This window comes from Aquibacillus albus, from assembly GCF_016908325.1.
Lineage (GTDB): Bacteria > Bacillota > Bacilli > Bacillales > Amphibacillaceae > Aquibacillus_A > Aquibacillus_A albus.
The window spans coordinates 42536-57424 of the sequence record NZ_JAFBDR010000002.1; the positions used below are offsets into that span (position 1 = coordinate 42536).

General features: G+C 39.3%; 10 protein-coding genes. 5 read left to right on the forward strand and 5 right to left on the reverse strand.

Features of this window, described 5'->3' with window-relative positions; genetic code table 11:
* Nucleotides 1-263 precede the first annotated feature (263 nt).
* Nucleotides 264-395: a DUF4023 domain-containing protein gene (locus JOC48_RS02320; RefSeq protein ID WP_204497437.1), complete on the forward strand. Its 132-nt coding sequence runs from the start codon at nt 264-266 to the stop codon at nt 393-395.
* 75 nt (nt 396-470) lie between these two features.
* On the opposite strand, the gene JOC48_RS02325 is transcribed toward JOC48_RS02320, so the two are convergent.
* Entirely contained in the window at nt 471-2615 is a 2145-nt protein-coding gene (locus tag JOC48_RS02325) for an amidase family protein (RefSeq protein ID WP_204497438.1), read from the reverse strand.
* Nucleotides 2616-3071: 456 nt separating this feature from the next.
* On the opposite strand from JOC48_RS02325, the gene JOC48_RS02330 reads away from it, so the two are divergent.
* The gene (locus JOC48_RS02330) at nt 3072-5744 is read left to right on the forward strand and encodes a UPF0182 family membrane protein (protein WP_204497439.1); all 2673 of its coding nucleotides are present in this window, start codon (nt 3072-3074) and stop codon (nt 5742-5744) included.
* A 245-nt stretch (nt 5745-5989) separates the two neighbouring features.
* On the opposite strand, the gene JOC48_RS02335 is transcribed toward JOC48_RS02330, so the two are convergent.
* Nucleotides 5990-6904, reverse strand: coding sequence for an alpha/beta fold hydrolase (locus JOC48_RS02335; protein WP_204497440.1), 915 nt, complete (start codon nt 6902-6904; stop codon nt 5990-5992).
* A gap of 592 nt (nt 6905-7496) precedes the next feature.
* Between JOC48_RS02335 and JOC48_RS02340 the strand changes: the two genes are divergently transcribed.
* The 3 genes from JOC48_RS02340 (at nt 7497) to JOC48_RS02350 (ending at nt 11604) form a co-directional block, all read left to right on the forward strand.
* Nucleotides 7497-9227: a sensor histidine kinase gene (locus JOC48_RS02340; RefSeq protein ID WP_204497441.1), complete on the forward strand. Its 1731-nt coding sequence runs from the start codon at nt 7497-7499 to the stop codon at nt 9225-9227.
* Between the two features lie 2 nt (nt 9228-9229).
* Nucleotides 9230-9961 (forward strand): LytR/AlgR family response regulator transcription factor, encoded by a 732-nt coding sequence (locus JOC48_RS02345; RefSeq protein ID WP_204497442.1) that lies wholly within the window; start codon nt 9230-9232, stop codon nt 9959-9961.
* 194 nt (nt 9962-10155) lie between these two features.
* Nucleotides 10156-11604: a carbon starvation CstA family protein gene (locus JOC48_RS02350; RefSeq protein ID WP_204497443.1), complete on the forward strand. Its 1449-nt coding sequence runs from the start codon at nt 10156-10158 to the stop codon at nt 11602-11604.
* A gap of 106 nt (nt 11605-11710) precedes the next feature.
* On the opposite strand, the gene JOC48_RS02355 is transcribed toward JOC48_RS02350, so the two are convergent.
* Genes JOC48_RS02355 through JOC48_RS02365 form a run of 3 tightly spaced genes read right to left on the reverse strand, consistent with a single transcriptional unit; the run spans nt 11711 to nt 14883 of the window.
* Nucleotides 11711-12394 carry a DUF4956 domain-containing protein gene (locus JOC48_RS02355; RefSeq protein ID WP_204497444.1) on the reverse strand — a complete coding sequence of 228 codons (684 nt, stop codon included), beginning with the start codon at nt 12392-12394 and terminating at the stop codon, nt 11711-11713.
* A 22-nt stretch (nt 12395-12416) separates the two neighbouring features.
* Nucleotides 12417-13163 (reverse strand): polyphosphate polymerase domain-containing protein, encoded by a 747-nt coding sequence (locus JOC48_RS02360; RefSeq protein WP_204497445.1) that lies wholly within the window; start codon nt 13161-13163, stop codon nt 12417-12419.
* Between the two features lie 13 nt (nt 13164-13176).
* Nucleotides 13177-14883, reverse strand: coding sequence for a CotH kinase family protein (locus tag JOC48_RS02365; RefSeq protein WP_204497446.1), 1707 nt, complete (start codon nt 14881-14883; stop codon nt 13177-13179).
* Nucleotides 14884-14889: the final 6 nt, after the last annotated feature.

Sequence of the window (14889 nt, forward strand, 5' to 3'; positions counted from 1 at the left end):
GCGCATAAACCTTTCAACGGTGAGAGTAATTCCGGAATTCTTGCGCATAAACCTTTCAACGGTGAGAGTAAATACGGGATGATTGCACATAAACCTCCCAACGGTGAGAGTAAATATGGGATGCTTGCACATAAACCTCCCAACGGTGAGAGTAAATACGGGATTCTTGCGCATAAAGCAATGTCAACAGAACTTCCTTTTACATGTTTCACCCCTCACTGGTTAAAATAAAACGGATTATAAATTTTAGGAGGTTTTATAGGATGGATAATACACACGATTTTGTAGAGAAGCTCCATGAAACGCAAGCAAAGGATGAGCAGAATAGACAAAAGCAAGGAAAAAGACTTCCAGCAAAAAAGCTTCCTAGCAAGCAACAAAAAAATAATCAATAAATGTTAGGGGTCTGACCCCCGGATATAAAAATAAAAGAGAGGACCGACGTTGGATCCTCTCTTTCATTCAGATTGTTATTCTATTTCCATAGCGGCGCTTAAGAATGTTGCAAACTGTCCGCGTGTGACTGCTTCTTTTGGTCTAAAGTCATCGAATTGGTTTGTAATTCCCAATTCGGCAAGAATCGTTACACTTGCTTTATGAGATGCATCGACATTGTCTGTGTTAATATCCACGGACGAATCTCCGCTTGCCTCTAAATCGAGAGCACTTACTAACACTGTTGCCATTTGCTCTCTTGTAAGTGCAGCACCATCCATGAAGCTGCCTGCACTTCCTTTAAAGATGCCAGCATGGTACGTTGATGCGATCGCCTCGGCATAATAGTTACTAGGTGTAACATCATCAAAGTTCTCTAATACTCCATCAACATCCGTTGGAACAGTTAATTCCAGTGCCTTCATAAACATTTGTGCAGCCTGTGAACGGCTAATTGTCTGATCTGAACGGAATTCACGTGTTCCATCTTCCAATGGATAACCATTGATGGCCTCTGCCCCAACTAAATCCATGATTGCCGGGAAGTGAGAGTTATTCGGTGTTAAGTCGGCAAAATCTGCTACTGTTTGAATTAATTTTGGAGCTGTACGATGATTCGTGGCTTGCTCATAGTCATAAGCCATTCCAATCAATTTAGCTTCACTCCACATCTCACCGAAAAATGCCAATGCAAACGGTGATCCGTTTTCGTAATATCCAGCAGGAACCGTAACGAGTGGCAACCCACTGATGTTAATTTCAGATACTGTCGTGGCGCTAATTCTTCCTTCTTCAAGTGGAGGTGCCGCTGCTTCCGCTTGAGGATACACAAATCCATCTAAATCGTGTTTCTCCATAACCTCATAAATAATACGTTGGTATTCACTTCGAACCTCTTTAAATGCCGTCAAATCAGGGAGTTCATCTGGATTATCCTTTCCAGGAAGGTTAGCCCTAGAACTAAGCGGCCCACCTTCTACCCAAGGAACTTCTCCCGCTTTTTCAAATACGCTCTCTATAGAAAGAGTATCGTCACTTGGATCTAAATTTTCTAAGTATTTTTCAAGGTCATAAAAAAATGATTCTCTACCTGAACTAGGTGCATTATCTGCGTATTCTATAAAACCCGAACCAGCAAATGGATCTGTTACAACTTCAGCCCCTTGACTTTCTAACTCTTCAATAGCACGGGCATACAACTCCTGTGTTTCTTCTGACAGTTCCTCTGTATTCCAGCTAAGCCCATATAATCCAAGGCGCTTCCCTTCGAGTGATTCCTCATCAAGGAATGCTGTATATCCATCTTCAGGGACATTGCCAATAGCTGCTTCTGTATTAACATCTGTTTCCCAGTAACCAGCAATGGAATCAAGCATTAAAGCTGCATCTTCAACTGTACGGGCATGCGGCCCCAGCACATCACGAGTGCTAGCAGAGAGTGGTGTAACACCGATAGTTGGCACTAGTCCAAACGATGGTTTAATACCAACTAATGCTTGTGCCGCAGCAGGGTTTTGAATCGATCCACCTGTTTCCTCCGCAATTCCTAGCATTGCAAAGTTGCCAGATACCGACATAGCTGTTCCACTACTACTACCACCGGGAGCAAGGGTTGGATTCACAGCATTATATGTCGGTCCAGCCCAACTTGTATTAGCATGTGTTCCTGATGCACTGAACGCTGGAATATTCGTTTTTCCTAGGATTATTGCACCAGCTTCCTTCAATCTAGTTACAATCGGAGCATCCATTGTTGGCATTAATTCAATACCACCAGCTTCCTTACTTAGTGGAGCCCATCCAAAAGTCGTCGGATAACCAGCAACATCAACTGCTTCCTTTATAACAATCGGCACACCTGCTAGCGGGCCAAGTTCTGCTCCCTCCGCACGCAAACGATCAACTTCCTGTGCTTCTTCTAAAGCGTCCTCATTCATAAACGTAAATGCATTGTATGTATTTTCATAGATAGCGATTCGTTCTAGGTAAGCTTGTACAACTTCTTCCGTCGTATAATCCCCTTCTTCATAGCCAGTCATCAACTCATTAACTGTAATTTCTTCTAAGCTAAAAGAATCTTCTGCCGCAAAGACCGAACCTACAGGGGTTAAACCAGCAGTTGCAACGATAAAAATTGCTAAAATTAAAAAGATACGCTTAAGTACATTCGTTTTTTTCAAAAATTTGTCCCCTTTCGAAAAATGTTCTGGATAGCTTCGAGTGGAATGGTAAAAAATAAAAAAATGCGAATCTTGCGCTGATTTCGCATTGCAAATAGATTATTCTCCCCTTCCCCTCTTTTTTTGTCTATTAAATACCTACCCTGTTTCGTACTTCGCTTTTCCTTTCTACATTTGATTTAAGAAGCGAAACTATCTATTTCTTCACCTCCATAGTTTTATTATTAATAGTTTGATAGACTTATACAATGAAGTTGTTAGATAATCGAACATAAAAAGATATAAATAGTAGAATTTGCATGTTTTTTTGTAAAAAAACTGCCACTATTGTCTGTGACAGCAATTTTACAAATTAGGGTTAAACTCCTACTATGAATCTTACTTTTTTGTTCCATTATTCTACACAAAAATGAGAAGTTCAGTATAATGGTAGGGACAAAGTTAGAGGAGGTAATCATGAATAATAGAATAATCAAAAAAGTCACGATCTTCGGTACGATATTAATGGTTTTAGCAGTGATTTTAATTTTCTCCACTAACACCATCGACCAGTGGCTGTGGATGAAGGATCTAAATTATGTATCGGTATTCACAACGATGTTTAGTGTCAGAATCATACTAATGGTGATAGGGTTTTTAATAAATTTTGTTTTGTGTTATATCGTTTTAAAAAACATTCAAAACATATATGTTAATCAAATGGAAATCAAAGAGATGAAAAATATTCCGCCATTTTTTATAAATGCAGGTGTATTCCTTTTTTCTTTGTTGATTGGTTTTACGGGATTGACATTAGGTGACAGATGGGAAGTAGTGCTAAAGTATTGGAAGCACCAGCCTTTTCATATCCAAGACCCATTTTTCGCCAAAGATGTTAGTTTCTATTTGTTTGAATTGCCATTTTATCAGATGGTTTTAAACGCACTCAGTGGATCAATCTTTTTTATGCTATTTATCAGTGTTTTTGCCATGGGCTTTGTATTGTATCACCAAAAAAACCGAATGGCGCAAATCCAGCTCATGGTACTAGTTGGAATTTTTGGCGTTTTATTAAGCATCAAGCAATTTTTAAAACCATACGAAACGCTCAGCACTGACCGCGTGAGTGGATTCCACCGAAGTGTTGTGGAAGGGCTAAGTTATACCGATGATCTGATCAATATCCCGAAAGCATATATCATGGGTGTTTTCATTTTAATCATAACAATTGTTGTGTTATATGCCATTTACCAAGCAAAATGGAGGATGATTGCAATCAGTATTGCATCATTCGTAGTGGTTGCCATTATCGGACAATTGGCTTCCGTTGTTGTGCAACAGTTTATCGTTTCTCCAAATGAGTTCGAAAAAGAAAAGCCATATCTTGAACATAATCTAAATTGGTCAAGACAAGCATATGGGCTCGATGACATTGAAAGCATCGAACACCCAGGAAGCCAGACATTTGACGCCGACATGGTGGAGCGCAACCAAATAACCATCGACAATATTCGAATCAATGATGCTCGCCCATTAAATGAAGTATATAACCAAAAACAAACGTTTCGAACGTACTATCAATTTAATGACATGGATATTGACCGCTATGAAATTGACGGAAAATATCAACAAGTATTCATCGGGGCAAGAGAATTAAATACATCTGACCTTCCTGATCAAGCGCAGACATGGATCAACCAGAAGTTACGTTATACACATGGATATGGGGTTGCGATGAGTCACGTTAATACCATTGATTCGCAGGGGCAGCCTGATTATTTGATTGAAAACATCCCACCACAAGGTGCACTTGAGGTGACAAGACCAGAACTTTATTTTGGTGAAGAAGATTACGGCGATGTCATTGTCGGAACAAAAGTGGATGAATTTGATTACCCGGATGGGGAAAATAATCAGTCCACGCGATTTGAAGGAGACAGTGGAATTCCGTTAACAGGGATGCAAAAACTCTTTTATGCATGGAAAGATAAATCACTGCGGCTACTTGTGTCCGGTCAATTGACCGATGACAGCCGTTATTTAAGGACGAGAAATATTATAGATCGTGTGGATCGCATTGCTCCATTTTTTGAATATGAGAAAGATCCATATCTAGTCATTCGTGATGATGGAACCCTTGTATGGGTGATTGATGCTTATTTAAGTGCAGAAAACTATCCATACAGTTCGTCCTATGAGAATGACCGAAATTATATTCGAAATAGTGTGAAGGTAACAGTTGATGCGTATACAGGTGATGTTCATTTTTATGTCGTTGAAGAAGATGAGGCATTATTAAAGACTTATCAGAACATGCTGCCGGATTTATTTACAACCGACATTCCAGAAGATATCCAAAAGCATTTCCGTTACCCAGAAAGGTTGTTTGGTATCCAGGCAGAGAAATATGGTACGTATCACATGTCAAATCTCGAAGTATTTTATAACAGAGAAGATGTCTGGCAGATTCCAACAGAAAAGTATTACGACAATGATATCACGATGGAACCTTATTATTTAACGATGAAGCTACAGGAGGAAGAAAAAGAAGAATTCGTACTCACCATGCCGTTTACACCGAGAAACAGGCAGAACATGATTGCCTGGATGGGTGTTCGAAATGACGGGGACAACTACGGTGATATATTCGTTTACCGTTTTCCAAAGCAAAAAAATGTTTATGGTCCACAGCAAATTGAAAACAGGATCAATCAAGACAGCGTGATTTCCCAGGAGTTAAACTTATGGTCGCAAGGTGGTTCGAGAGCTATTCGCGGAAACCTCATCACAATTCCAATCGAAGATACGGTTATCTATGTTGAACCGATTTATATTGAATCAAACAACGAGACGGCGCTTCCGGAAGTTAAACGAATTGTCGTTGCTTATGATGATTATATCGTGATGGAACGGACAATCGAAGCAGCATTCGAAAGACTTTTGGAACAGGTTAAGTCAGGGATTCCGCAAGTACCAGTTGATGACGCCGATGAGGTTGAGGACCCAGATGAGCTCTTAAGTGCCGAAGAAAAGTTGGAAGAATTGGCAGAGCTTTTCAAGGAATATGAAGATGCATTAGCAGAACGTGAATGGGAACAAGCAGCAAGTATTCTAAGACAAATTGAAAATGAATTAGATTTGGAAGAATAAGTTATAGCTATTTTATATTCACAACCATTCTTTAAGGTTGTAGCTATTTCCTCAACTAAATTACAAACGCATGGATGGATGTATTTATCCATGCGTTTTTTTGTGTTTAAGTGTGTTTTTTTTACATTTATTTGAAATAATAAAAATATCGGAAGAGGGTTCAAAACGAGCAAGGTTCTAGGAACAATACAATCTCATAATAACGTTGGTCGGCGCTCGCTTTACCAAGGTAAGAACGTTGGACTTCAACTTCCTTTAACAGCTTCATCCAAAAAGTCATCTATATTTATCAGGTAATCTTGATTGGAAAGGTGATTTTTTACATGTCCTCCTTTACTCGTAATCCATAATTTCTTCACTCCTTGATATGCTTGATGCATTCGAACCGAACACGTATGTGGAACTTTTTCGTCGTTTTGGTTGTGTATGAAATAGACTGGACAATTAATTTTGTCTAGACTTTTAGATGGATTTACCATTCTCGGGTGATAGCCTAAGCTAAGGATAGGAAAGAAAAATAGGATAAACGGATTTACGAGTTTAGGAAGGTTTGTCCATTCAGACAAGCAATCATCTAAATACGTTTCTAAATTATCAAATGCACTGTCAGCGATGATTGCATCCACATTTTCTTTAGCTGCAGCCATAATGGCGCAAGCTCCACCAGTGGACCAGCCCATTAAAATGATTTTTTTATACGTCATATTGCGTTTGATATATTGGATGGCTCCAATAAGATCTTTGGATTCCAAAGCACCAACAGTGGATTTGTTTCCTTCTGATTCTCCGCAATTGCGATAGTCGAAGGATAAGACGTTATAGCCTTTTTCGACATAATGTTTTGCTAATTTTAAAGAGTTAATTGGTGATTTTGTTCGACTTCCACGGTAACCATGAGAAAAAATAATCGTTCCGACTGGATTAGCAGCTTCCATCAACCAGCCTTTTAAATTTGTTTTATGATCAGCGCTTTTAAACACGATATCTTGAAAAGTCATGCCATGTTTTGCTGGATTTCCTTTTACTTTATTCCGTTTAGGATGAGTTAATCCCCAAGCAACTACCAAGCCAATGACAGCTAATATTGGTGAGAAAATAATTTGAAGAATAAGCTCATGCAATTTTTGCTTTGGTAGAGTATCGACTGTTTTTAAATCCACTGACTTCCTCCTCATCTACATTTCGACACCGGCTAAAGTTTTCACTTATCGGTTTCCAAAATAAGGTAACCATTCAACAAGTTTATTTTACTACATTTTCGACAATCCTCAACAAGTGTGTTAGTAAAGTTAACAATAATTTAACAATTCTTTTCCATACAGTACTTATCAGTATCTCGTAATTAGGACATTGGCTGTTTTACTTTGGGGATAGGTAAAGGTAAGCTTGGGTGCGATGCGCATAAGTAGTTCGATCGTAAGAGGAAATCATCAATCCGTGCGCATAAAACATATATAGTTGAGAGTAATTCCTCTGGGGGTGCGCATAAGTCATTCAATGGTAAGAATAAACCTGTGAAAACTGCGCATAAACCTCCCACAGTAAAAGTAAATCAGTTAAAATGAGAGCATGGGTGAAGAGGGGTCTGACCCCGGGTGTGGACAGATTAGGGATTTTGTCCTCCCTGTGTGGACAGGGGGTCTGACCCCCAGTGGATGTGACCCCTGGGGATGGTGTCCTCTGTATGAAGACAAAATGGTCATTTTGTCCACAAGCGGGGTCAGACCCCTTTTACAATAAAGGAGACTTTTTATGGTTTATCTTTTTATTATGATGTTGGAGCGTTTGGGAATTATTGTTACGATTGCTTTTGTGCTGACGAGGTTTTCGTTTTTTCAGGATTTGATTTATCAAGATAAATTACGTAAAAACCAGCAATTCGTAGCGATCGTATTTTTTGGTATTTTTGGTATAATCGGGACCTATTTAGGTGTGGCGATGAACACAGAGACCGACGCTTTTAACCGGATGGCTGTTGAAATATCTCAGGAGGAAGCGATCGCAAATTCTAGAGTGATTGGAATTGTCATCGCTGGATTGCTCGGTGGGTACAAAATGGGGATTGGTGCTGGACTAATTGCTGGTATTCACCGCTTTACACTGGGAGGGTTTACTGGATTTTCTTGCGGACTAGCTGCTGTTGCTGCTGGTATGATAGCAGGTGCTTTCTACAAAAGAAACAAGAAAATAAGCTTAAGTCTTGCCTTCTCCGTTGGTGCACTAGCAGAAGCTGTTCAGATGGTATTAATTTTATTACTTGCTAGGCCTTTTGAAAATGCGATGCACTTGGTTGAAATCATTGGTTTTCCTATGGTCATCGCAAATGGTGTAGGTTCTGCCCTGTTTATTCTTATCACCAGAAATGTTGTGAATGATAAAGAAAAAGTTGGTGCACTTCAAGCTCAGAAGACGTTTCGGATTGCCGATCAAACACTTGTCCACCTTCGTCAAGGAATGAATAACAAATCAACACTAGCCGTTTGCAACATCCTTTATAAGGAATTACAGCCTAGCGCTGTGGCAATCACGGACAAGTCAAACATTCTTGCCCATGTTGGTCTTGCAGATGATCATCATCGTGCGAATAGCCCGCTTCAAACGGATGCTACAAAAGAAGTGATTCAACATGGGGAGTTAGTTGTTGCAGATAATGATTCGATTCATTGTAAAAACAGAAACTGCCCACTTATCGCAGCTGTTATTGCCCCATTAAAGCAAAATGAACAAACGGTTGGAACGATTAAATTTTATTTTCAATCGGAAAAAGAAATAACAAGTGTCATCTTGGAAGTAATTTCTGGATTAAGCAAGCTGTTAAGCAATCAACTGGAATTAGCTGAAGCTCAGCGTGCTTACCAGCTGGCCAAAGAGGCTGAAATAAAAGCTTTACAAGCACAAATCAGCCCTCATTTTCTATTTAATTCATTAAATACGGTCGTTTCGCTTATTCGAATTGATCCAACAAAAGCACGGAGGCTGTTAGTATCTCTTTCCCAATTTTTACGACAAAATTTAAGTGTGACGACAAAAGATATGGTGTCCTTAAAACAAGAGCTGGACCATGTCAAAGCCTATCTGACCATCGAGGAGACTCGATTTGTCGACCGCTTAAAAGTTGACTACGAAATTGATGAGCGTGTATTCGCAGCAACCATACCGCCACTTACATTACAGCCATTGGTAGAAAACGCGATTAAGCATGGCTTTAAAAACAAAGATGAGGATTGTTTCATCTTTATTTCAATGATTGATTGTGGTGAAAAAATCAAAATTATTGTAGCAGATAATGGAGAAGGAATAAGCCGTGGTCGATTACGAGAGCTAGGAACAGAGCCAATGACGTCTGATACTGGAACTGGATTAGGTTTATACAATGTCAATCGGCGTCTGCGTTTAATTTTTGGAGAAGACGCGAAGCTGCATATAAACAGTGATTCAACAGGAACAGAAATTACTTTTTTTATACCAAAACTGGAGGTGTGATCATGACAGAGATCATTCGAGCACTAATTGTAGATGATGAGCGTTATGCACGTGATGAGTTAAAGCATTTATTAAGTGGTTATCCTTCTATACAAGTGATTGGAGAGGCGGATTCAGGGGAAGGGGCAATCATGAAATCAATCAAGGACCAGCCAGATGTTGTTTTTCTAGATGTGGAAATGCCAAAGATGAATGGCATGGAAGCTGCTAAATCATTATTGGAGTTGAAAAAATCACCGTTGATTGTGTTTGCTACAGCATATCCGGAATTTGCCGCAGAAGCATTCCGTTATGAAGCAATTGACTACTTATTAAAGCCTTATGATGAGGAGCAGTTAAAGGATACAATCGACCGAATCCAGAAAAAGTTCTTCGTTTCATCGGCAATAGAAACAACGAATACCTTGGGAAAGCTTGCAGTAGAAGATGAAGGAGAAATCACCTACATTGTACCAACAGATATTTACTATATTTACCGAGAAGAAAAAGTATCAAGAATTATTACAAAAACAGGTACATTTGATGTAAAAACACCGTTAAAGGATTTAGAAAAACGCTTAGCCCCTTACTCCTTTTTCAGAATTCATAAAAGCTATCTTGTCAACCTGAATCATGTTTCGAAGCTTACCCCATGGTTTAACGGTGCCTATCACTTGGAACTGAGAGATATGGAAGAAACGCTCGCTGTCAGCAGAAACTACGTGAAAGCCTTACGCCAAGCACTCGAACTATAATTTTACTTCCCATCCTTGACCAAGCCTGTTTTCCGACAAAATTCGTGCAATTTCGGGCGGTGGCAGGCACCGTTTAACCTCTTCATTCTACATGTTAATCACTGATTTTAACATGTTAATCCAAAGTTCCCTTTTTTGCTGCTTTTTGTTTTATAATGTGAATACGCTTTCATCGAGACGAGGAGGTTTACAAAATGATAACATTTCTATTTGGAATTATATTATTAATTGTTGGTTATTTTACGTATGGTAAATTTGTAGAAAAGGTATTCGGTGTCAAAGACCGTGCGACACCTGCTTTTACACATAAAGATGGTGTCGATTATCTGCCGATGAACACACGGAAAAATTCATTAATTCAGTTATTAAACATTGCTGGTGTTGGTCCTATTTTCGGTCCAATCATGGGTGCATTGTATGGACCTGTTGCCTTCTTATGGATCGTATTTGGTTGTATTTTTGCAGGGGCTGTTCATGATTATTTAACTGGGATGATTTCGATTCGTAATCGTGGGGCACATTTGCCTGAACTAGCTGGTAAATTTTTAGGAAAAGTAATGAAGCATGTCGTGAATGTGTTTGCCGTTTTACTTTTACTATTAGTTGGAACCGTTTTCGTTACTGCTCCGGCTGGATTGCTTCATAACATGATGAGCGGCTGGGCAACAATGGGACTTATTATCGGGGCAATTTTCGTTTACTACCTGTTTGCGACGTTACTTCCTATCGATAAAATTATTGGGCGTTTTTACCCTATTTTCGGTGCACTATTAATGATTAGTGCGATCGGGGTTGGAATTGGTCTAGTCGTTACTGGAGCTCCAATTCCTGAAATCAGTTTATCAAACTTTCATCCAGATAACGCACCAATTTTTCCATTACTATTCTTGACTATTTCCTGTGGTGCTTTATCAGGTTTCCATGCAACACAAACGCCTATCATCTCTCGTACAACACAAGGTGAGAAACAAGGCCGTAAAATATTCTATGGCATGATGATTGCAGAAGGTGTTATCGCTATGATTTGGGCTGCAGCAGCTATGAGCTTATTTAATGGTCCAACTGGTTTGAACGAATTACTTGCTAACGGAGGACCTGCAGCAGTAGTAAGTGAAGCATCAATCTTAATGCTTGGAGCTATTGGCGGTACGCTTGCAGTACTAGGTGTTATAGTGTTACCAATCACATCTGGTGACACAGCGTTTCGAAGTGCACGTATGATCATTGGTGATTACATTAACCTATCGCAAAAGAAAATTGCCAACCGTTTGTGGATTGCGGTTCCGTTGTTTGTGATTTCCTTTGCACTAACAAAAATTGATTTCACCTTATTATGGCGCTATTTCTCTTACGCCAACCAAACAACAGCTGTTATCGCACTGTTTGTAGGAGCAATGTTCTTATATATTTCGAAAAAGAACTATTGGATTGCATTGATTCCTGGTATCTTCATGTTGCTTGCGACAATGACTTATATTCTAAATGCGCCGATTGGTTTCGGATTAGCATTAAGTACCTCCTATATAGGAGCCGCCATCATATCAACTGTACTAGTCGTTGTCTTTTTCCGAGCAGCTAAAAAGGCACGCAACAATAACCTTCCACTGGAAGAAGACATTTCTAATTGGAATAACGCAGCATAATGAACAAAAGCTTCGGCATGGGCCGAAGCTTTTTCTTTTAATACTGTCCTCCCAGCGAAGACAAATTGACCACTTTGTCCACGGGCGGGGTCAGACCCCTTTGCAATTATGTGGCGTAGTTGCCGTTGTATTGGACGAGGGATACGTCTTGGACGCCTTCGATGGTTGAGATTTTGTCGACGAATGTGGTGTTGTCGATTTTTAGTTTGAGTTCGACGGTTAGTTCTGTGATTTCGTCTCGGGTGATTTTTGATTTAATCGTATGGGTTTTCAGTTTATTTAGTTCTTGTTTCACTTCGTAGTAGGCTTTCATATTGTATTGGACAATCAGCAAATACGTGTGTCTTTCTGTTTTCTTTTTGGATAGGAGCACAATCACGATTCCTACAAATATCGAGCCAATCGTGACGACTTCATAAAATCTTGCACCAGCAGCAATACCAACCGAAATCGCCCAAAACATAAATACAATATCGAGAGGATCCTTGATCGCTGTCCGGAACCGAACAATACTCAGGGCACCAACCATCCCTAGTGATAAGACAATATTGGTGCTAATCGTCATGATGACAATCGTCGTAATCATCGTCATTAAAACGAGGGTCATATTAAAGTTGTGGCTGTACACGACGCCTTGGTAGGTTTTTTTATAAATCCAAAAAATAAATAATCCAATCAAAAAAGACACAATAAGTGGAATGACAATATTTATAATCGAAATACGGGCAAATTCTTCTACGTTAAGAAAATTTTCATTAAATACGTCATTGAAATTAAATTGCTCCGGCATAGCTAGCGGCTCCCCTCCGAAATCATTGTTTAAAAAAATCCATCCCTGCTTCACGGCAAATCACATATTTTGAAATAGCGGAACGTTCATGACTATCTAGGTGCAATATTCTTCTAATATAAGATGGTAAATACTCGTTAAATTTCACTTCCATAATTAGCTTTGGAAAGGTAAGTGCTTCCTTCGTAACAAGGCTTGGATTAAATACATCTAGTGAGTTTGTACTTGCACTAAGCTGCTTATCAAAAGTAATCCGAACTTCACTTTCCTCTCCTACATAAGCCTCCCGCGTATAATCAACAATTACCTTGGGTGTTAACCTTTCGCTCCGCAATAATAAATAAAAATCACGGTACAAATAAGATCCTTCTTTGTCTCTTAAAAATTGATAATCTCGCTTTCTTAGTTTACTATATTCTGCTCTCGTTATCGGAGCGGACTCTTTGCATATGTACTCTCCGTAGCGATGCTTTCTCTCTAATTTAATGACAGAATCACTCTTGTTATATGTCCGAATTCGGATCTTTTTTCGCTTTAACAACCCATAGCTTTTTTGATATAAATCATCATCATAGATATTATCAAAATAAAGACTACGAATAAGGTATCCTTTTTCACTGACAGCATGTTTATCCTGCGGAAGCACTGTACCAATGCGCTTTCGCAAAATTTCATAGTCCAGTTGATTTATATAATATTTCAGTTCATGGCGAAATTTTTTGTTAATCCCTGAAAGCTCGTGTTGTCGCTTCGGTTGGTACCTGTGCATGCATATCCCCTCTTTATTGATTGATAAATTCCTTTAGCCCCCAGTGGTAGCTTCCTTCTCTATCAATAAAACGATCAAATGGTATTTGTTGATTTCCATGCTCGTCGCTAACGAGTACACGCCAATATAAACGCCCTTCTGGAAGATCACGAACGGTTGTACTTGTTCCTAGCAAGTCAGCTTGTTCATGAATAACCGTTTCAAACGATGTATCCTCGCTGATTTGAAAAGTGTAGCTTAAATCATCTCCTTGGATGTCGTACGCATACTCCCAATTAAACGTGTATCCGCCATTTTTTTCTACAGCAGAACCGAGAAAAATCGGCATAGGATGTTCAAGCTGTTCCTCATAGATTGCTTTATTCTTTTCCAACTCATTAACTAGATCGTAAAACTCAGCATCAAAGTCCTCTAATTCAATAGGAAAATACGTCAAATCTGGTGGCTGTGAAACGAGCTCTTTTACGATTGGATAATAATTGTCTAATAAACGTTCCACTTCTTTTTCATTAATATAAGCAGCCAGCTCTTCTATTTTTTCATTCAAAGCAGCGACATTTTCCGGGTTCTTAAAGTATCGTTTGTGAAGAACCGTTCCCCAATATCTCGCCAGCCCTGTTTGCCATGCTGGAACATACCGACCCCTTTCCTCATACCAGCCAAATCCTTTATCGTAATCCCACGGAATAAAGTACCACTTATCTGTGTTCGGCGGACTATAGAGGTAATAGTTCGTTGACATCGTATCAATGTTGCCAAATAAGATATTGGTTGCAATCCATGTTAAGTAATTGTCTTTATCAAAATACTGCTCCACAACGTCATCCATATTTCGCTTGGTGTCATTGACCGCTTGAAGCATTTCTATTAGGCCCGAATGATCATCACTGCCTTTTATTTCTAAAATTCTCTCGAAAGCTTCCTCATTGTAGGTAGGATCATCTTTGACTTTTATCGTGTCTTCATATCGAAAAAATTCAAACCTGGATGCTTTATATAAATTTCCATACGGGTTCAGTCCATGCGCATTTAAATATCTTTCATTCGCTTGCTCCACATGTGTGTATAACCCATAAGACTCAAAGGAGGATGCACCTGCAGTCAAATCCTTCACATGTATTTCAACGAATTGTGTACGCATACTAATAAAATCGGGAATCGTTTTGAACAAATCAAAGGCTAGCTTATTTTTCACCCGAGTAATGTCATCCGCATGCTTATTCAAATTTAAATTGTTCTGCCCTCTCCAAAGTCCGGCACTATCCTTCAATTTAATTTTATAGGATTTCTGTACTTCTAATTTACTTGAGTTTCCACGTATTTGAATCGTTGCATTTCCATTTGGAACATTGCCTTTCATTTTTTTGCTCGGGCCATTTTCGTCACCAAGCTGAAAAATAACATGTAGTACAGGACTATCCTCATCTTGATCATGGAACTGGTAAAATTCATTCATCTCGTAAAAGCTAGGGTCACCAGCGCTTTGCTCATCTAAAATCGTCACGTAAAAATGCTCGAGCGATCCTTCCTCGTCTTCCTTATAAATCCGCTTATCCTCCATGACTAGATCTGACGTCGAACCTTGCTCTGCCGAATCTTCTTTGGTAGCCGATTGTTCCGAGGAAGCATCTTCTATCGGGTCCGCTGTCAGGTAAGCGCATGCGGATAGCAACACGATGACGACGATAAACATGCCAAGTATGAATAATTTTTGCTGCATCGCAAA

What these genes read in the sequence shown, in the direction of transcription:
- JOC48_RS02360 (WP_204497445.1), bottom strand. Translation starts at nt 13,163, where the DNA reads ATGCACAGGTACCAACCGAAGCGACAACACGAGCTTTCAGGGATTAAC.
- JOC48_RS02340 (WP_204497441.1), top strand. Translation starts at nt 7,497, where the DNA reads ATGGTTTATCTTTTTATTATGATGTTGGAGCGTTTGGGAATTATTGTT.
- JOC48_RS02350 (WP_204497443.1), top strand. Translation starts at nt 10,156, where the DNA reads ATGATAACATTTCTATTTGGAATTATATTATTAATTGTTGGTTATTTT.
- JOC48_RS02345 (WP_204497442.1), top strand. Translation starts at nt 9,230, where the DNA reads ATGACAGAGATCATTCGAGCACTAATTGTAGATGATGAGCGTTATGCA.
- JOC48_RS02355 (WP_204497444.1), bottom strand. Translation starts at nt 12,394, where the DNA reads ATGCCGGAGCAATTTAATTTCAATGACGTATTTAATGAAAATTTTCTT.
- JOC48_RS02365 (WP_204497446.1), bottom strand. Translation starts at nt 14,883, where the DNA reads ATGCAGCAAAAATTATTCATACTTGGCATGTTTATCGTCGTCATCGTG.
- JOC48_RS02330 (WP_204497439.1), top strand. Translation starts at nt 3,072, where the DNA reads ATGAATAATAGAATAATCAAAAAAGTCACGATCTTCGGTACGATATTA.
- JOC48_RS02320 (WP_204497437.1), top strand. Translation starts at nt 264, where the DNA reads ATGGATAATACACACGATTTTGTAGAGAAGCTCCATGAAACGCAAGCA.